Origin of the sequence: Oceanidesulfovibrio marinus (assembly GCF_013085545.1) — a bacterium.
GTDB lineage: Bacteria > Desulfobacterota > Desulfovibrionia > Desulfovibrionales > Desulfovibrionaceae > Oceanidesulfovibrio > Oceanidesulfovibrio marinus.
Map to the genome: position 1 here is coordinate 2,683,202 of NZ_CP039543.1, position 18,065 is coordinate 2,701,266.

Annotated in this window: 16 protein-coding genes; 6 read left to right on the forward strand and 10 right to left on the reverse strand. The window is 63.5% G+C overall.

Annotated elements, in window-relative coordinates; all coding sequences use genetic code 11:
* Window positions 1–5 precede the first annotated feature (5 nt).
* The 4 genes from E8L03_RS11865 to E8L03_RS11880 all read right to left on the reverse strand — a co-directional run bounded on the left by E8L03_RS11865 (window position 6) and on the right by E8L03_RS11880 (window position 5,430).
* Window positions 6–1,151 (reverse strand): ABC transporter permease, encoded by a 1,146-nt coding sequence (locus E8L03_RS11865; protein ID WP_171267475.1) that lies wholly within the window; start codon window positions 1,149–1,151, stop codon window positions 6–8.
* A 4-nt stretch (window positions 1,152–1,155) separates the two neighbouring features.
* Window positions 1,156–2,139 carry an ABC transporter permease gene (locus E8L03_RS11870; RefSeq protein WP_208738235.1) on the reverse strand — a complete coding sequence of 328 codons (984 nt, stop codon included), beginning with the start codon at window positions 2,137–2,139 and terminating at the stop codon, window positions 1,156–1,158.
* Window positions 2,140–2,235: 96 nt separating this feature from the next.
* Window positions 2,236–4,320 (reverse strand): ABC transporter substrate-binding protein, encoded by a 2,085-nt coding sequence (locus tag E8L03_RS11875; protein WP_216367901.1) that lies wholly within the window; start codon window positions 4,318–4,320, stop codon window positions 2,236–2,238.
* Window positions 4,321–4,536: 216 nt separating this feature from the next.
* A complete protein-coding gene (locus E8L03_RS11880) occupies window positions 4,537–5,430 on the reverse strand; it encodes a LysR family transcriptional regulator (RefSeq protein ID WP_144305456.1) in 894 nt (297 codons plus the stop codon).
* 128 nt (window positions 5,431–5,558) lie between these two features.
* Between E8L03_RS11880 and E8L03_RS11885 the strand changes: the two genes are divergently transcribed.
* Complete coding sequence (locus E8L03_RS11885; RefSeq protein ID WP_171267476.1) at window positions 5,559–6,368, forward strand: alkaline phosphatase family protein; 810 nt, start codon at window positions 5,559–5,561, stop codon at window positions 6,366–6,368.
* Window positions 6,369–6,524: 156 nt separating this feature from the next.
* Here E8L03_RS11885 and E8L03_RS11890 read toward each other — a convergent pair whose 3' ends face one another.
* The 4 genes from E8L03_RS11890 to E8L03_RS11905 form a co-directional block, all read right to left on the reverse strand.
* Window positions 6,525–7,274: an ABC transporter ATP-binding protein gene (locus E8L03_RS11890; RefSeq protein WP_144305458.1), complete on the reverse strand. Its 750-nt coding sequence runs from the start codon at window positions 7,272–7,274 to the stop codon at window positions 6,525–6,527.
* A 21-nt stretch (window positions 7,275–7,295) separates the two neighbouring features.
* Window positions 7,296–8,060, reverse strand: a complete 765-nt coding sequence (modA, locus tag E8L03_RS11895; protein WP_144305459.1) for a molybdate ABC transporter substrate-binding protein — start codon at window positions 8,058–8,060, stop codon at window positions 7,296–7,298.
* 17 nt (window positions 8,061–8,077) lie between these two features.
* A complete protein-coding gene (modB, locus tag E8L03_RS11900) occupies window positions 8,078–8,764 on the reverse strand; it encodes a molybdate ABC transporter permease subunit (RefSeq protein WP_144305460.1) in 687 nt (228 codons plus the stop codon).
* Window positions 8,765–8,831: 67 nt separating this feature from the next.
* Window positions 8,832–9,995 carry a TOBE domain-containing protein gene (locus E8L03_RS11905; protein ID WP_144305461.1) on the reverse strand — a complete coding sequence of 388 codons (1,164 nt, stop codon included), beginning with the start codon at window positions 9,993–9,995 and terminating at the stop codon, window positions 8,832–8,834.
* A gap of 389 nt (window positions 9,996–10,384) precedes the next feature.
* Here E8L03_RS11905 and tsaA point away from each other — a divergent pair, with 389 nt between their 5' ends.
* The 3 genes from tsaA to E8L03_RS11920 all read left to right on the forward strand — a co-directional run bounded on the left by tsaA (window position 10,385) and on the right by E8L03_RS11920 (window position 12,514).
* Window positions 10,385–10,891, forward strand: coding sequence for a tRNA (N6-threonylcarbamoyladenosine(37)-N6)-methyltransferase TrmO (gene tsaA, locus E8L03_RS11910; protein WP_144305462.1), 507 nt, complete (start codon window positions 10,385–10,387; stop codon window positions 10,889–10,891).
* A gap of 2 nt (window positions 10,892–10,893) precedes the next feature.
* Complete coding sequence (locus E8L03_RS11915; RefSeq protein ID WP_171267477.1) at window positions 10,894–11,622, forward strand: alpha/beta fold hydrolase; 729 nt, start codon at window positions 10,894–10,896, stop codon at window positions 11,620–11,622.
* Window positions 11,623–11,689: 67 nt separating this feature from the next.
* On the forward strand, window positions 11,690–12,514 hold the full coding sequence (locus tag E8L03_RS11920; protein ID WP_171267478.1) for an alpha/beta fold hydrolase: 825 nt from the start codon (window positions 11,690–11,692) through the stop codon (window positions 12,512–12,514).
* Window positions 12,515–12,659: 145 nt separating this feature from the next.
* Here the strand turns inward: E8L03_RS11920 and E8L03_RS11925 are convergent, their stop codons facing one another.
* Together E8L03_RS11925 and E8L03_RS11930 are read right to left on the reverse strand one after the other, a co-directional pair.
* Window positions 12,660–12,956 carry a hypothetical protein gene (locus tag E8L03_RS11925; protein ID WP_144305465.1) on the reverse strand — a complete coding sequence of 99 codons (297 nt, stop codon included), beginning with the start codon at window positions 12,954–12,956 and terminating at the stop codon, window positions 12,660–12,662.
* Between the two features lie 51 nt (window positions 12,957–13,007).
* Window positions 13,008–13,667: a hypothetical protein gene (locus tag E8L03_RS11930; RefSeq protein ID WP_144305466.1), complete on the reverse strand. Its 660-nt coding sequence runs from the start codon at window positions 13,665–13,667 to the stop codon at window positions 13,008–13,010.
* Window positions 13,668–13,931: 264 nt separating this feature from the next.
* Between E8L03_RS11930 and E8L03_RS11935 the strand changes: the two genes are divergently transcribed.
* Together E8L03_RS11935 and E8L03_RS11940 are read left to right on the forward strand one after the other, a co-directional pair.
* The gene (locus E8L03_RS11935; protein ID WP_171267479.1) at window positions 13,932–14,957 is read left to right on the forward strand and encodes a molybdopterin-binding protein; all 1,026 of its coding nucleotides are present in this window, start codon (window positions 13,932–13,934) and stop codon (window positions 14,955–14,957) included.
* Window positions 14,958–15,231: 274 nt separating this feature from the next.
* Window positions 15,232–17,955, forward strand: a complete 2,724-nt coding sequence (locus tag E8L03_RS11940) for a molybdopterin-dependent aldehyde oxidoreductase (RefSeq protein ID WP_171267480.1) — start codon at window positions 15,232–15,234, stop codon at window positions 17,953–17,955.
* The last annotated feature ends 110 nt before the right edge of the window (window positions 17,956–18,065 follow it).

Genomic DNA, 18,065 nt, shown 5'->3' on the forward strand with positions numbered 1-18,065 from the left:
ACGCCTCAATCGGAAACGGTGTAGGGGTCGGCCGCATCGCGCAGGCCGTCGCCCAGAACAGTGAATGAAAGCACGGCCACGACCACGAACAGCGCCGGAATGAAGAGCCACGGCGCCTGCTCGATGGCGCGCACGTTCTGCGCGTCCTGCAGCAGGATGCCCCAGGAAACGCTGGGCGGCCGCAGGCCCAGGCCGATGAAGGAAAGCGCTGTCTCGCTGAGGATCATGTAGGGAAAGCTGATGACGAGATCGACGATGATGTAGCTGGTGAAGCTGGGCAGGAGGTGCTTGGTGATGATCCGGAACGGCGTTGCCCCGGCCAGCCTGGCCGCCAGCACGTAGTCCTCGGTGCGCTGGGAAAGCAGGTGCGAGCGGATGCGGCGGGAAAGCGTGGGCCAGCCCACCAGGCCGAACACGAGCATCATGGCGAAGTAGACTTCCGTGTTGGACCACTCCCGCGGGAAGGCCGCGGCCAGCCCCATGTACAGAGGAATGATGGGCACCACGCGGATGACCTCGGTAATGCGCTGGATCACGTAGTCGATCCAGCCGCCGAAGTACCCGGCAATGCCGCCGATGATCAGCGCCAGCACAAAGGCCACGAGCACGCCGAGAATGCCGATGGAGAGCGATGTGGCCGAGGCGTACAGCGTGCGGGAAAAGACGTCGCGGCCGAACTCGTCCGTGCCGAAAAGGTGGACCATGCCGCCGTCCACGCCGAAGAGGTGCACGTCCCAGCCCACCAGGCCCAGAATCTCGTACGGCTCGCCCTTCACGAAAAAGCCGACATACTTGCGCGTGTCCGGGTCCACGGTGGCGATCTTGCGTAGGGTCACGGGGTCGCGCTTGGTGGTCAGGCCGTGGATAAAGGGCTGCAGGGAGACGCCGTGGGAGTCCCAGAACGTGGGCATTTGCGGCGGGCCATATACGTAGTCGCTGTCGCGCTGGGTCACGGTGTACGGGGCGAAGAAGCCGGCGAATATTCCGGAGACCAGCATGGCGGCCAGTACCAGGGCACCGGCCATGGCCACCTTGTGCCGGCGGAAGCGCCAGAGCACGAGCTCCCACTGGGACGCCGTGTAATACTTGAGCTTCTTTTCATCCTCCCGACCTTCAATCAGGCCGGAGTCCAGAGCTATTTCGGTCGTCATAAGCTTACCCTTCCTGAAGCCTGATACGCGGGTCGATGACGGCCAGCATCACATCGGAGACAAAATTCATGACCACGATGAAGAAGGCCAGCATCAGCAGGATGGCGCCGGCCACGTACATGTCGAGATCGAGGAACGACTGGATGAGCAGCTCGCCAAGCTCTGGCAGGCCCAGCACCAGGGCCACGATAGGCAGCTCGGAGAAGATGCGGTTCACGTCGAAGCCGATGGTGCTGACCACCGGGTTGATGGCCAGCCGCGCCGGGTACTTGACCAGAAGCCTGCGCTCCGGCAGCCCCCGCGCCCGGGCCGCGGTGACGGACAGCTTGTTCAGCTCGTCCAGCATGGTGGCGCGCACGGTCTGCAGCTGCAGGGCCGTGGCCGACCAGGCGAGCACGATGGCCGGAATAAGCAGGTGATGGAAGAGGTCCAGCGCCTTGGCCATGCTCCACGGCGCATCCTCCATGCCGTGGGAAAAGAGCCCGCCCACCGAGGTGTTGAACACCGTGACGCTGACGTAGAGCAGCGTGAGCGCGAGAAGGAAGTTGGGCAGCGCAAGGCCCAGGTAGCTAACCACAGTGAGCGAGTAGTCCGCGATGGAATGCCGTCGCACCGCGGCGTAGATGCCTATGGGGATGGAGATGACGTAGGTGAGGATGAGCGTGGTGTAGAGGATGCACAGGGTGAGCCAGAGGCGCTCGCCCACCACCTTGTTCACCGACGTCTCAAAGGCAAAGGCCTGGCCGAAGTCGCCCTTCACGACGATGTCGCCCATCCAGTGGAGGTAACGCTGCCAGGCGGGCTTATCCAGGCCGAACTGGCTGCGGATGGTCTGGATGTCCGACTCCGTGACCTTGACCCCGGTGCCCGAGTACTTGCGGAAGGCGTAGCGGTCCGCGTAGTCGCCGGGCGGCAGCTCCATGAGGAAAAAGACCATGATGGAGACGAGGAACAGGGTGATGACCATTCCCAGGATACGATTTGCCATGAACCAGAGCACGTTGCGCCTCGCTTGTACGGCTTTATCATGAGGGGGAGAGGGCCGGGGACTCGCCCTGCCCTCTCCCGTGTTTCCAACGTCCCGTTACTTTTTGATGAACCACTGGAACCCGCGGTAGGGGTAGGTCCAGTAGTAGTCGTAGCTCTTGGCTTTGAACGGGTGGAAGTTGCCCAGCGAGTTGCTGTGCATGACCGGACCCTTGGTGTTGCCCACCGTGCCGATCTTCCAGAGGTTCTTGACGTGGATGTCCACGATCTCCTTGCCGATGGCGTCGGACCCGGGCGTGCCGATGGGCTGCTGCAGGAACTTGTCGGTCAGTTCGTAGAGCTCCATCACGTCGGCCGGGGGCTCGATGCCGTCCTTGCCGTCGGAGGTCTTCCAGGCGGCCCAGCCAAAGCCGGTGCCGGGGTTGAAGTAGTCGCCGAAGGGCGGGATCATGGCGGTGACGTCCTGGGAGATGGCCGGCGCGGCCGAGCCGTCGTTCTTCCAGGTGGTCAGATCGAGGTCATTGTTGTTGGCCGCGGCGCGATACTCGTCGGAGGTGACCTCCTTGAGATCGATGCGCACGCCCACCTTGCCCCAGTAGTCGCGCACCAGCTCGTGGATCTTCACCGGGGCGCCCTGGTTGGAGTAGATCAGGCGGACGACCAGGGGCTTGCCGTCAAAGCGCTCCAGAATGCCGTCGCCGTCGGAGTCCTTGAGGCCCATGCCTGCCAGCAGCTCCTTGGCGGCGGCCGGGTCGTACTCGATGAAGGCGTTCTTGTTCTCGTCAGAGACGAAGTTCACGGTCTCGGGCTCCGCCGGGGTGGCCTGCATGGGCACGCCCTGGCCGAAGAAGACCAACTCGTTGATCTCGTCGCGGTTGATGGCCACGGACATGGCTTGGCGGAAACGGAGGTCGTTGAATATCTTGCGCAGCTCCTCGTCCTTGTCCGTGGTGTTGAAGGCATAGAAGATGTTCTCGCCCAGGGTGGGGGCCAGATCGATGGCGTAGTCGCCCTTGGACTCGTTGTCCTTGAGCAGCGGGTAATCCTCGATGAAGATGGCCTGCTCCTTGAAAGTCACCTCGCCGTTGGTGATCTTCAGGTTCTGGACCTCCTTGTCCTTCACGTACTGCTCGTCGATGACGTTGATGTAGGGAAGCTGGTTGCCGGCCGTATCCACCATGTGGAAGTACGGGTTGGCCACGCAGCGGCGGCCGGTGGCGGTGTCCGCAACCACGATGAAGGCCTCCAGGGTGGGCACCACCTGGGTGTCGAAGCCGGAGAGCAGCGGGGTGGGCACGTCCTTCCAGTCGGAGCCGGAGTAGTACTTGGAGAGCAGTTCGGCCGCGTCCTTCAGGCCCTTCTCCTTGGCCAGCGTGTCCGCGTCCGGATTGTACTTGGGCATGAACTGCTTAAGGAAATGCTTGGGCTGGAAGGGCTGGCCGAAGTCCACGGCGAAGCGGTTGAGAATGCCGGGGCTGGGAACCGGGAAGCTCATCACCACGGTGGTCTCGTCCGTGGCCTCCACCTTCATGGGCTTGCCGTCAAAGAGCCAGCGGTCCGGAGTCTTCTCATAGACGTCGGGGTTAAGGATCAAATCGTTGTACCAGAAGGCCACGTCCTCGGCCGTGAAGGGCTCGCCGTCAGACCACTTGTGGCCCTTGCGTAGCGTGAAGGTGAGCACGGTGTAGTCGTCGTTCCAGCTCCACGACTTGGCCACGTTGGGCACCACGGTCTTCAGGTCGTCGGCGTAGCGCACCAGGTTGACATGGCGGATGGACAGAAGGTCCGAGGTGCCGGACTCCGTGCCCTTGGACAGGCCGTGCAGCACGCCGCCGTAAGTGCCGATGGCCTCGTACGGGGCGATGACCAGGGGCTCCTGGGGCAGGCGCTCGGCCACGGGGGGAAGATCGGGGTTGCCGATGATCTCGGCATTCAACTTGGCGATTTCCGGGTTTTCGGCATAGGCCATCTCGCAGCCGCCCTGCGTGAACTCGGAGAGCTCATACTGCTCCGGGAACTCGCCGGTGATGCCCATGTCGTCGGCCACGGTTGCAGCCGGGCAGGTCTTTGCCGCATGGGCGGTGGACACATTCGCCCCGAACATCAGGACGGACGCGAACGCCGCGCAGATCGCGACGGCCGAAAGCGCACGACGGCGCACGGTTCCAGAAAGATTCAACATCATCCACTCCTTGCGATTGAGTTCTCCACCATGGAACGGCGCCGGCTGCCAGACGCGCCGGGCAGATACCAAAGCCTGCCGGCGCCGGAGACACCGCGGCGCAAATCCCGATTCGATCGCCTATGGTGCTAGCTCAAGGAGTGTGTCGCTTTCTTGTCCCGAACATGACGTTTTCAAAGGTCCGCTTGACGAAAGTTGCGCCAACCAAATCTCGGATTATGATTCGTCGCTTTTGTCTTCATCCGCAGAGCTGGAGAACGCCAGATCCAGAAAGGCGCGTACGGTGCGCGCGTCCTTCATATCCTCGTGTACGATCATGTACTGCGTGGCCTGCATGGGCGCGCCGCTGAGTCGCACCGCGGCCACGCTGCCCTCGTCGCGCACCTCGTCCCGCAGAGAAATACCCAGTCCGATGCCCGAGACCACGGCGGCCATGTACGACTCCCAGGTGTCCAGCTCCAGCGTGTTCACGGGCGCGATCTTCCGGGCGGCCAGCTCGCGCTGGAAGATGGTCCGGGTGTAGCTGCTCTCGCGGAAGACCATGCGCTGGCCATGGAGCTCGGAGACGTCCACGCTTTCCCGCTTGGCCCAGGGGTGCCACGGCGCCACGCAGAGCACGATGTCCTGCACGCCGTAGCGGTAGTTCACATAGTCGGGATGGGGCGCGTCCAGAGTCACGGTGACGAGGTCGAACAGCCCCTCGCTCATGCCTTCCAGCAGGGTGTAGGTGTCCTGCATTTTGGCCACGACCTTGACGTACGGGTAGGTCAGCATGAAGCGGGAGAGCAGGTCCGTAACGAGGTTGTGGCAGGAGAGGCCCACCCGGAAGTGGCCGCCCATGAGCCCGCCGGCAGAGGTGAGGGAGAGGTCTATGTCGTTGAGCAGGGCCAGCGCTCGCCGCGCCTTCTCCACCACGGCCTCGCCCAGTGGCGTGAGCCGGACCCGCTTGCCGATGCGCCGGACAAGCTTGACGTCGAACTCCTGCTCCAGGCGCTTGATCTGCGCCGAGACGGCGGGTTGGCTGACGCCCAGGGCCTTGGCGGCCGCGGCGTAGCTTTCTTGCTGGGAAATGGCGTTGAGCGTGGCGAGCTGGGAGATGGAGACGCGCATCTACCCAGCATAGCCGCACATTTGTGACGATTCCGTGAAGCCCGAAACGCCGACGCGTCATCGCATCGTAACCGTCGCGCCCTACGGTGCGTGCTCATACGCGAACGCTGGCACACGGGAGAGCATGCATGGCGGACACACTCATTCTGGTACTCATCGACGGCCTGGGCCTGCAAAGCGCCTGCGAGGCCATGGGCTACATGAACGCCCTATGCGAGGCGCGGCTCGCCAGGCTACACCCTGTGCGCAGCGAGCTGCCGTCCCTGTCCCGGCCGCTGTACGAGTGCATCCTCACAGGCGTGCAGCCCGTGCACAGCGGTATTGTGGACAACGCTGTGGTCCGGCTCTCTACGCAGCAGAGCGTGTTCCACCTTGCCGCGAACGCCGGCCTGCGCACGGCCGCGGCGGCCTACTACTTCATCAGCGAGCTGTACAACGAAAGCCCGTACAACGCCGTGCGCCACCGCTTCCAGGACGATGCGGGCAAGCCCATCCAGCACAGCTGCTTCTATGACAACGACAGCTACCCCGACGACCACCTGCTGCTGGACGCCGAGTACCTCCGCCGCCGGCACGATCCGCACTTCCTGCTGATTCATCCCATGAACGTGGACGACGCCGGCCACCGCGAGGGCGGGCACTCCCCCCACTACCGCAACACGGTGCGGCGGCTGGACTCCCTGCTCTCGCTCTATATGCCGGCGTGGCTGGAACAGGGATATCAGGTGATGGTGACGAGCGACCACGGCGTGAACGGCGACTGCACCCACGGTGGGACCCTGCCACAGGAGCGCGACGTTCCGCTGTTCGTGGCCGGGGACAGGTTCAACCTCGACTGCATGGAATCGCCGGACCAGACCATGCTCTGCGGTCTTGCCTGCGACATCCTGGGCATCGAAGGCCACGGCAAGCCCACCCTGCCCGGCTTCTTGCGCTGATTGTCGCGCCAGCCTCTGGGCGGTTGCCTGCCCGCTTCCCGGCGGATAGCCCCCGGCCTCTTTTATGTAGATTGCGCGGACTCCGCGCCGATTCCTGCGAAGATTGCCTGCGCGGACACCGGCGGCCATGACGCCGCCGGCATCCGCCGCAAGCATTTACTGCGTCTGATAGGCCAGGGCCACTTCCTCGCGGATGGTCTCGCCCAGGCTCCTGCCGGACTGCGCCACAGCCTCGGCCGAGTGGATGCCCACCACGTTGCCGTCGCGATAGACCACCACGGCCTCGGCGAATGATTCGACCTCGTCCGAGTCGTGGGTGACCATGATCATGGGGATGTCGAAGTTCTCCAGAATTTTGGCCAGCTCCGTGCGCATGCGCAGGCGCAATGGCTGGTCCAAGGCGCTGAATGGCTCGTCCAGCAGCAGGATGCGCGGCTTGGTGGCCAAAGTGCGCGCCAGGGCCGTGCGTTGCTGCTGCCCGCCCGAGATGAAGCCCGGCTTGAGATGCGCCACCCGGCTCAGCCCGAAGAGCTCGATCAGCTCATCCACGCTGCGGGCCTCCTCGCGGTTCACCTTGCCGAAAAAGGGCTTCAGCCCGAAGGCCACGTTCTCCCGCACCGTGTGATGCGGGAAAAGGGCGTAATCCTGAAACACATACCCCACCCGGCGCCGGCGCGTGGGCGTGTTCACCCCTGCCGAGGAGTCGTAGAGGACATCCCCGTTGACTCGGATATAGCCCTCGTCCGGCGTGAGCAGACCGGCCACGGCCTTCAGCGTCAGCGTCTTGCCGGAGCCGGACGGCCCGAACAGCACCAGGGCGCGGTCCGTGGTGGTAAAATGCGAGCGGAGGACGAACTCGTCGCCTCCGCTCCGCATATGCTTGGTGATATCAAGCTCGAATTGCATGATTACGGCTCGCCGTATTCCTTACGGCCGCTTGAAGCCCCGGGCTTCCAGCAGGGTCATGCCCTCTTCGCTCTGCACGTAGTCCACAAAGGCCTGGGCCATCTTGGAGTTGGTGCTGTTCTTGAGCACGGCGATGGGGTAGGAGACGGGCTTTTCCAGCGGAATCTCAGCCACGATGGCCACGGCGTCGCCGGCCTTCACGGCGTCGGTCTTGTACACGAAACCGCAGTCCACCTCGCCGCGGGAGAGGTAGTCCAGCACCTGGCGCACGGACTCGCCGAAGATCATCTTGGGCTCCAGGGTGGTGTACAGCTTCTGCGCGGTAAGGGCGCTCTTGGCGTACTGGCCGGCGGGAACGGTCTCAGGCGTGCCGATGCCTATGCTCTTCACGGCGTCGCCCTTCAGGTCGTCCAGGGATTTCACACCAGCCGGGTTGTCGGCCGGCACGGCAAGCACCAGGGCGTTCTGGGCAAAGGTCACCACGTTGGCCTTGTCCACAAAGCCATTGTCCACTGCCTTCTGCATCCACTTCGGGTTGGCCGAGGCAAAGACGTCGGCCGGGGCGCCCTGCTCGATCTGGCGGTACAGCGCGCCGGAAGCAGCGAAGTTCATGACCACGTCCACACCGGGGTTGGCCTTCTCGAATCCCGGCTCGATGTCGGTGAAGGCGTCGGTCAGGCTGGCCGCGGCCGAGACGATGAGCTCTTCGGCGTGGGCGGAAAGAGGCGCGAGGACGAGCACCATACAAGCGCACGACAGGATCAGGGAATTGAGTACACGTTTCATGACGGCTCCTTTCGGGTCTAGAATTTCGGTTGCAGCAGACGGCTTGTTGTCACGAGAATGAACACGCAGACACAGCTGATGATGAGCACCAGCGAGTTGGCCAGGGCGTCGTCCCCGGCCTGCACGGCGGAGTACACGGCAAGGGACAGGGTCTGGGTCCGGCCGGGCAGGTTGCCCGCCACCATGAGGGTGGCGCCGAACTCGCCCAGAGCCCTGGCAAAAGCGAGCATGGTGCCGGCTACAACGCCGCGGAAGGCCAACGGCAGCGACACCCGCAAAAACACGGCGGCTTCGCCCAGGCCCAGGGTCCGGGCCGCGTCCTCGTACTGCTTGCCCACGCCCTCCAGAGCGGCGCGCGCAGACTTGAACACCAGCGGGAAGGCCACCACCGTGGCGGCGATCACCGCTCCCTGCCAGGTGAACATGAGGGTGATGCCGAAGACCTCCTGGAGCCATTTGCCCAGAAAGCCCCGCCGGCCGATGATCACCAGAAGGTAGTAGCCGAGCACCGTGGGCGGCATGACCAGCGGCAACGTGCACACGGCGTCCACGAAGTCGCGCAGGGCAAATCGCCAGCGAGTGAGCACGTAGGCCATGGCCACGCCGATCACCGTGGCCGCGGCTGTGGCCAGGCCGGCCACCTTGAGCGTGAGCAGCAGTGGCTGGAGGAACTCCGGTCCGACTTTAAACCATGAGAAATCCATTACCGGCCCCCTGTCACGCACAGCTCAAATCGCATGCCAACCCCCTGTACGACCTTGAAAGACATAATCAGCTCACGATGACGGACATGGCCTTGAACATGAAAACGAACTTGTCGCCCTGACCAATGCCCAGCTTGTCGAAGCTGCCTGCGGTGACAAGGGCGCAGACCGGCGTGCCGTCATCCAGCGTGCCGGTCACCTCGGCCACCACGTCGTCGCTCTTCACGCCCGTGATGGTGCCGGGGAAGGCATTGCGGGCGCTGGTGGGCGAGGGGGCCTCGCTCTTCTCCAGAATCACCCAGCTGGCCTTGACCAGCGCGGTGGCGCGGGAGCCTTCCACCAGGCCGAGCTTCTCCCGGCTCGGGTTGGTGATGATGGCGACCACCTCGTAGCCCGAGTCGGTCTTCAGCGTGACCTCGCACATGACCTCGTTGGCGGCGACCTTGATCACGTCGCCGTGGAATGTATTTCTGGCGCTCGTCCCCATGCCGAACTCCTTGATGCAGTGGTGATGGATGATGTTCCGCAGGTCGTCGTCGGCCAGCTTCACGTAGGAGGCGGTGATGTCGGCCTTGCCATGGCCCAGCAGCGCCTGGACGGCGCGCATGGGCATGCCGCCCTGCAGCAGCTCGATGGCGCGGGAGTTGCGCAGCACGCGGGGGCTCAAAAGCTCCTTGGGCAGACCGCTCCGCTTTTCCTGATCGTGGAACTTGCGCCGCAGAAAGCCCTGGTCGAGCTCGAAAAGCTTCTCTCCCGATGTGTGCTCATGCTCGCCGGACAGGCCGTACTTGGCGCAGTACTCCCGGATGCGGCCAATGACCTCCACGGGCAGCGGCACCTCACGCGTCTTGCCGTCTTCGGCTATGGTGACGGTGTTGTGCAGAAAATCGAAGTGCTCGCGCTCGTCCAGGGCCAGGATCTCGCCCGGCTTGGCCCCTGTGTAGCGCAGCAGCAGGTAGACGATGAAGACGCGTTCGCGGGAGCGCCGCGCACGGGAGTCCCGCGACGCCTCCACCCAGGCCTCGAAGGCCTGCGTCAGCTTCTCCATCTGGTGCCGGTCCAGCCACGGCACGCCCTCAGCCACGGTAAAGAGTCGGCAAGCCTGCCGCTCCAGGGGCGGATCTCGCTGAATGGAGTCGCCGTATTCCGAAAGCGCGTTGTTGATCCGGTTCCGTAGCTCTATGAGTTCAGTGTGAGAAAGAGTATCCAGGGTTTGCATTTGGGCTTGCATTGTTATCCGATCCTTTTGGGAAACTGCCTGGGTTATGGTCCAAGAAGGCCCGCCACGCAAAGAAATTTCGGCAAAGTCACTCTTTGACGAAAAAACGTGACATTCCCCTCAGAAAATGTAGACCTTTTCGGGCATGAATATTCTTTTCCGTAACATTTCCATGGCGTCAACCACGGCTCACACGATCCCGACTGACAGAGCGACACCACCCTGACTCGTTGTACATACGCCTCCATAATTGTACACAGGGCTCGCAAAACTGAAGGCCCATCCACATCGCACTTTTTCCTGTTTTTAGCATAACGCACCGATATACCTACGCCTTCCAGAATCGGCAGGATTTATGAATTAGAGCCTCCATATCTGGATTGCAACAAGGAGTCCGAACCATGACCATCTCGTACCGCCCCATCGGCTACTTCAGGACGCCGCACACGGACATCGCCGGCATGCCCATCCAGCCCACCGGCGCCTCCGGCGTCCACGGCTGCGTCGAAGTACTGCCCGAGTTCCGCGGCGGCCTGCTGGATCTCGAAGGGTTCTCCCACGTCATCATGCTCTACCACTTGCATGAAATCCGCGGGCACGACCTCGTGGTCACTCCCTTCCTGGATACCGACTCCCACGGCATCTTCGCCACGCGTTCGCCCAAGCGGCCCAACCCCATCGGCTTCTCCGTGATGCGCCTCAACGGCGTGCACGGCGGCACCGTGCTGCTGGAGAACGTGGACGTGCTCGACGGAACGCCCGTCATCGATATCAAGCCGTACGTCCCGCACTTCGACATCTGGCAGGCAGACCGCATCGGCTGGTTCGAAGGCAAGTCGAACAACGCCACGCACCACCGCAGCGACGCTCGCTTCGCCGCCGATGCGGAAGCCACTGTGGAAGACTGATTATGGCTGACTTCCTCCTCATACACGGCGCCTTCCAGGGCGGCTGGGTCTGGTCGGAGACGGCCGCGGCCCTGCGCGAGCTCGGCCATGGCGTGCACAGCCCCACTCTCTCCGGCTGCGGCCATCTGCACCACAGCATGCGGCGCGGCCTGGATCTGAACACCTACATCCAGGACATGGCCAACTACATCCTGTTCGAGGGGCTCTCGCAAGTGACCATCGTGGCCAGCAGCTTTGCCGGCATGATCTGCGGCGCGCTGGCCATGCGGACCCCGCACCTGGTGCGCCGGGCCGTGTATCTCGATGCGCTCATCCCGGAGTCCAACCGCTCCTTTGTGGAGACCGCCGGCGAGAGCTTCCACCACATGTTGGAGGCGCACCGGCTCAAGGGCGGCCGCATCCAGCCGTGGCCTCTGCAGGTGTTCGGGGTGGACGCGGACAAGGCCGACTGGTTCCGGCCCCGGCTGTGCGATTTTCCCGAGGCCGCCTTCCGCACGCCGTTCCCCGGCGAGTTCGACCCCTTGTCTGTGGATTCGGTGTACATCGCCTGCCAGCGCACACCCAGCCCGTTCATCCGGGCCATGGCAAGCAAAGCGGAGCGCTACGGCTGGCCCGTGCTGCCCCTGGACTCCGGCCATTGCCCCATGGCTTCGTGCCCGCGCAGGCTGGCCTCGCTGCTGGGTGCAACCGCACGCATGGAGTCGCCAGAACCGGCTGGCCTGGCAGCATAACCGCCGTGCCGGGCGCAGCGCTCCTCACGAGCCCTTTGTCCGACAAACCAAACGGAGCTGTACCGACATGAACACCTTCATCCTGCTGCACGACGCCTTCCAGGGCGGATGGGCTTGGCAGAGCATTGCACGCTCTCTGCGCAGCCTGGGCTGTCTGGTCTACACCCCCACGTTCTCCGGCTGCGGCGAGCGCAGCCACATCCCCGTTACGGACAGCCCCATCCACACCTACCTGGCGGACATCGAGAACCTGGTCAGCTACGAGGCCGTGACCGATGCCGTGCTGGTGTGCAGCGGCTTTGCCGGCATGCTCGGTCCGGTGCTGGCCACGCGGCTGCAGCCGGCCGTCCGCCGCCTCGTATTTCTGGACGCCGCCGTACCGCAGCCGGGCAAGAGCTATCTGGACATTGCGCCGGAACCGATCGCCAGCCTGCTGCGGAGCAACTCCCGCGACGGTGTGGCCGCGCCCTTCATGGCGGGCCTGCCCAGAACGCTGGAGCAGGAGCACGGCTCCCGGCGCAAGCTCTGCGACTTTCCGCTGCAGGCGTTTACGGAATCGTACACTGGCCCGGAGCCGGACGCCTGGCCCGAGAGCGTCTTCCTCCACTGCGGCGGGGACTGGGATCCCTTTGCCAGGACCATGCTCGGCAGGGCGGAACGCCTGGGCCTGGATGTGGTGGAAATCGACATGCGCGGCGTGCCGGTGATGGCGCGCTCCCAGGACATCGCCCGAGAGCTCAAGGCCCTTGCCCCAAAAATACCCGACCGCCAGCGCGGCGCCTGCGGCAACGTGCCCATGCCCGAGGAGATGCGCCTGCTCTACTGCCCGCGCCACCGCAAACGCGCGGCCATGAACACAGCGGCGCAGGGCCTCGGCGGCGCGCACTGCTGACCCCGTTCCTTTCGTATTGAAGGCGATCCACGTTGCGACCGCGGGACATCGACGTGTATGAGAAGTGATCCGCCGGGATGACGGCGGGATTGCGAAGGGGCACGGGCGAGTGGGCCGGGCAGGAATCGGGCCCGCGGCTGTTCGGCTAGGTGTCGTCCGCAGAGTCGAGGCAGAGCCCGGCCGTATGGCCCAGCACCCGGTAGCGGAGCAGGCAGTCGACCTCGCCGGTATCGTGCGCCGGAAGCTGGAGGGCCAGCGGCTGCTTTGGAAATTCCGGCGTCCGGGCCACGGCGGCGGCGATGCGCTCGTGGAGCTCGTCCAGCGCCCTTTCGTCAGGATCGCCCGAGACGCCCCACAGCCTTTGCGCCAGAGCCTCATTCACCAGAAGCGGATGCGCCGGGCTTGCCGGCAGGCCACCCGCGCCTGCATCGAAGTATCCCACATCAAATCTCCTGTCCGGTATCCCGCGAACCTGCCGTGAACAAGGCCCGCACTACAGCGGCCGCGCGCTGAGCATCTCCAGGAGTGCAGCTTCCACGTCATCCACGTGGTTGAAGCGGAACTCGCACTCCTTGATGTGCAGCCGGACATGGCCATGCTTGATGCCGCGGAACTTTTCGAGCCGCAGCCGCGTCGTTTCCAGAAACTCGGCCACCAGAGCGGCAGCCGCCTTGCCGGTTGGCAGTCCGGTGTCCACGGTATGGAGCGCCAGCTCCCCGCCCCGGACTTCCGAAAAACACTGCCAGCACTTTTCCAGCACCTGCCCCTCGATTCTGAGCTCGCCCGTGAGCAGCGTGGGCAGCACCTCGGCCTCACGGCCCTTGAATATGTCGACGCAGACACGTCGCTCCCCACGCACCCGGCCGAAAATGAAGGCGCGTCGGGCCTTGCGGGAGCGGGCGCTGTTGCCCCTGGCGCGGACCATGAAGAAGACGCCTGGAGCCTCGCCATCTGGGGAGATCGCCGGATTGATGGACTCTTCGAGGATACGCTCCCGTAGCCTGCGCAGATAGGTGTTGACGGTATTACGCGAATAGCCCAGCTCTCCCGCGATACGCGACGCTTCCATGTCCATGGCGTAGAGCCGCAGCAGTTTGGTGAAGGAACCCTGAGGCAATTTCGCGTTGCCGACATATTTATTTTTTGGCGCCACGCTATTTTCCTCTCGACCAAAATCCTTGTGAAATTTCTCACGTTGCCCGAGATTCACCCTCTCTTCTTGTCTTGAGGGGATAGCGTGTCACGTTTTAATGTGTCAACCAGGACATAATGTACATGTATTTTGGTTCGGAGGGGTCCGACCCATTGCACATGCGTGTTGCGGGGAGCAGCGTCATGTGGCCGCAACTGTGATGTATAACATATTGATTATACACATGAACCCTGAAATGGAAACATTTTATCAGGAAGCAGCCTCATGAAATCCATTCCCGTAGAGGAGGCCGTCGGTTCCGTACTCTGCCATGATATCACACAGATCATCCCTGGCGAGTTCAAGGGCCGCGCCTTCAAGCGAGGACACATTATCCAGGCCGAGGATGTGTCCGCACTGTTGAAGCTCGGCAAAGAGCACATCTACGTGCTCGATCTGGCGGACGGTTACGTCCACGAGGATGAGGCCGCCGTGCGCATCGCCACGGCCATCGCCGGTAACGGCATCACCTTTTCGGAGACCTCCGAGGGCCGCGTCAACCTGTTCGCGGACATCGACGGTCTGCTGCGCATCAACGTCAAAGCGCTCCACTCCGTGAACGCCGTGGACGAGATCGTTGTCGCGACAATCCACAACAACCAACAGGTTACCAAGGGCCGCGCCCTGGCCGGCACCCGTGTGGTGCCGCTCGCCATTCGCGCGGAAAAGCTTCTGCACGTGGAAGCCATCTGTCGCGCCAACGCGCCCATCGTCACGGTGAAGCCGTTCCGGCACCTGGACGTAGGCGTGGTGACGACCGGCAGCGAGGTGTACCACGGCCGCATCAAGGACCGCTTTGGCCCGGTGGTGAAACGCAAGTTCGCCGAGTTGGGCTGCTCGGTCATCGATCAGACCTTCGTTCCTGACGACGTATCCATGACAGTCGCCGCGATCCGCGAGCTCGTGGATCGGGGCGCCAGCATGATCGCCGTCACGGGCGGCATGTCCGTGGACCCGGACGACCGCACTCCCACCGCCATCCGGCAAGCCGGAGGGCAGGTGGTCACCTATGGGGCGCCTACGTTCCCCGGGGCCATGTTCATGCTCGCCTACCTTGGAGACATCCCCGTGGTGGGATTGCCTGGCTGCGTCATGTATGCGCGCAGCAGCATCTTCGATCTCGTCGTGCCGCGCATCGTGGCGGGTGAGGTCATAACCCGAGAGGACATCGTGGCTTTGGGCCACGGCGGGTATTGCGCCGGTTGTGCAGAGTGTCGGTACCCGAACTGTGCATTCGGCAAAGGAGTATGACGCAGTAGAGACGTAAGGCATTGGATTTGTGGGGATCAAACCATGGCATCCGAAGGTGGGCGATTCGTCGCCCAAACCGGATGATCAATTGCAGGCGGACGGCCAACTCCTGGCAGCGTTGATGCCGGACGCCGCAAGCAACTCTTGGCAGCGTTGTTTGTGTTGATCAATCCATGGCGACTGACGGTAGCGCATTGAGAACATGACGTATTTTACGTTGCGTTCTCATCAATCCAGCAGTCCAAACCCCGTTACACTGAGGAGTGTTTCGAAAATGATCCAGAAGACCCTGAATATCAATGGCGTTGAACACAACATGTTCGTGGATCCGGAGGAGTCTCTGGCCAATGTGCTGCGCGGCCAGCTCGGGCTTACCGGTACCAAGATCGGTTGTGACCAGGCCCAGTGTGGCGCTTGTAGCGTCATCATCAACGGCAAAGTCGTCCGCTCCTGCGCGCTCAAGATGAAAAAGGTCGCGGATGACGCGCTGATCACCACCATCGAAGGCGTCGGCCAGCCCGACAACCTGCACCCGCTGCAGATGGCGTGGGTTCTCCACGGCAGCGCCCAGTGCGGTTTCTGCTCTCCCGGCTTCATCGTCTCGGCCAAAGCGCTGCTCGACGAGAACGACAACCCCACCCGCGAAGAAGTTCGCGATTGGTTCCAGAAGAACCGCAACGCATGCCGTTGCACCGGTTACAAGCCCCTGGTGGACGCCGTCATGGACGCCGCCAAGGTCATCCGCGGCGAGATGAAGGCCGAGGAGCTCCTGTTCAAGCTGCCTGAGGACACCAGCATTTGGGGCACCAAGTACCCCCGCCCCACCGCCGTGGCCAAGGTCACCGGTACGCTGGACTATGGTGCGGACCTGGGCCTGAAGATGCCCGCCGACACCCTGCAATGCGCCCTGGTGCAAGCCGAGGTTTCCCACGCCAACATCAAAGGCATCGACACCAGCGAAGCCGAAAAGATGCCCGGCGTGCACTCCGTGCTCACGGCCAAGGACGTCAAGGGCAAGAACCGCATCACCGGCCTCATCACCTTCCCCACCAACAAGGGTGACGGTTGGGAACGTCCCATCCTGTGTGATGAAAAGGTCTTCCAGTACGGCGACGCCATCGCCATCGTGTGCGCGGACACCGAAAAGAACGCCCGCGCCGCTGCGGCCAAGGTGAAAGTGGACCTGGAAGAGCTGCCCGCCTACATGAACGCCCTCGACGCCATGGCCGAGGACGCCATCGAGATCCATCCCGGCACGCCCAACGTGTACTACGAGTGCCCCATCAAGAAGGGCGACGAGACTGGTCCGATCTTCGACAGCGCTGACGTGACCGTGGAAGGCGACTTCTACGTCGGCCGTCAGCCGCACATGCCCATCGAGCCCGACGTAGGCTTTGCCTACTTCGCCGAAGATGGCATGCTGATGATCCACTCCAAGTCCATCGGCGTGCACCTGCACCTCCTGATGATCGCCCCCGGCATCGGCCTGGAGCCCGACAAGGTAGCCCTGGTCGCCAACCCCATGGGCGGCACCTTCGGCTACAAGTTCAGCCCCACCATGGAAGCTCTGCTGGGCGTGGCCGCCCTGGCCACCGGCAGGCCCGTGGTTCTGCGCTACAACTACTTCCAGCAGCAGACCTACACCGGCAAGCGCTCCCCGTGGTTCATGAACGTCAAGTTCGCCGCGGACAAGGAAGGCAAGCTGAAGGCCATGGAGTCCGACTGGACCTGTGACCACGGCCCCTACTCCGAGTTCGGCGACCTGCTCACCCTGCGCGGCGTGCAGTTCATCGGCGCCGGTTACGACATCCCCAGCATCCGCGGCATGGGCCGCACCGTGTGCACGAACCACGCCTGGGGCTCCGCCTTCCGCGGCTACGGCTCCCCACAGTCCGAGTTCGCCTCGGAAGTGCTCATGGACATGCTGGCCGAGAAGATGGACATGGATCCCCTGGAGCTGCGTTACAAGAACGTCTACCGCGAAGGCTCCACCAACCCCACCGGTCAGGACCCCGAGGTCTACAGCCTGCCCGAGATGATCGACATCCTGCGTCCCAAGTACAAAGCCGCTCTGGACAAGGCCAAGGCCGAGTCCAAGGGTGAGCTTAAGAAGGGCGTCGGCATCTCCATCGGCGTGTACGGCTGCGGTCTGGACGGCCCGGACTCCTCCGAAGCCTGGGCTTCCATCAACGAAGACGACACCGTGACCATCCACTCCGCCTGGGAGGACCACGGCCAGGGCGCGGACATCGGCGCCATCGGTACGGCCCACGAAGTGCTGTACAAGGCCGGCATCACCCCGGATCGGATGCGCTTCACCTGGCCCAACACCGCCACCACCCCGAACTCCGGCCCTGCCGGCGGTTCCCGCTCCCAGGTCATGACCGGTAACGCCATCAAGGACGCTGCCGAGAAGCTCCTGGCCGCCTTGGACAAGGGTGACGGCACCTACCGCAACTACCAGGAGATGGTGGATGCCGGTAAGGAAACCAAGTACGTGGGCAACTTCACGGCCAACACCGGCACGCACTGCGACGCCGAGACCGGCCAGGGCTGCCCCTTCGTCGTGTACATGTACGGCGTGTTCATGTCCGAGGTGACCGTGAACACCACCAGCGGCGAGACCACCGTGGACAAGATGACCCTCGTGGCCGACGTAGGCAAGGTCAACAACAAGCTCGTTGTTGACGGTCAGCTCTGGGGCGGTATGGCCCAGGGTATCGGCCTGGCCCTCACCGAGGACTTCGAGGACATCCAGAAGCACTCCACCATGCGTGGCGCCGGCTTCCCGTACATCAAGCAGATCCCGGATGACATGGAGCTGATCTACGTGGAGACCCCGCGCGAGTTCGGTCCCCACGGCGCTGCCGGCACTGGCGAGCTTCCGCTCACCTGCCCGCACGCGGCCATCTCCAACGCCATCTACAATGCCTGCGGCGCGCGTGTCACGCATCTGCCCGCACGGCCGGAGAAAGTGCTCGCCGCCCTCAAGGGCTAGCCGCGAGCATCGCGAGAATGTAGTATCAGGGGGCGTCCGTTTTCGGGCGTCCCCTTGACTCGCGTGCCCTACCGGCCGCACTTGCGTAGCAGACCAGGCCGGGCCTCTTT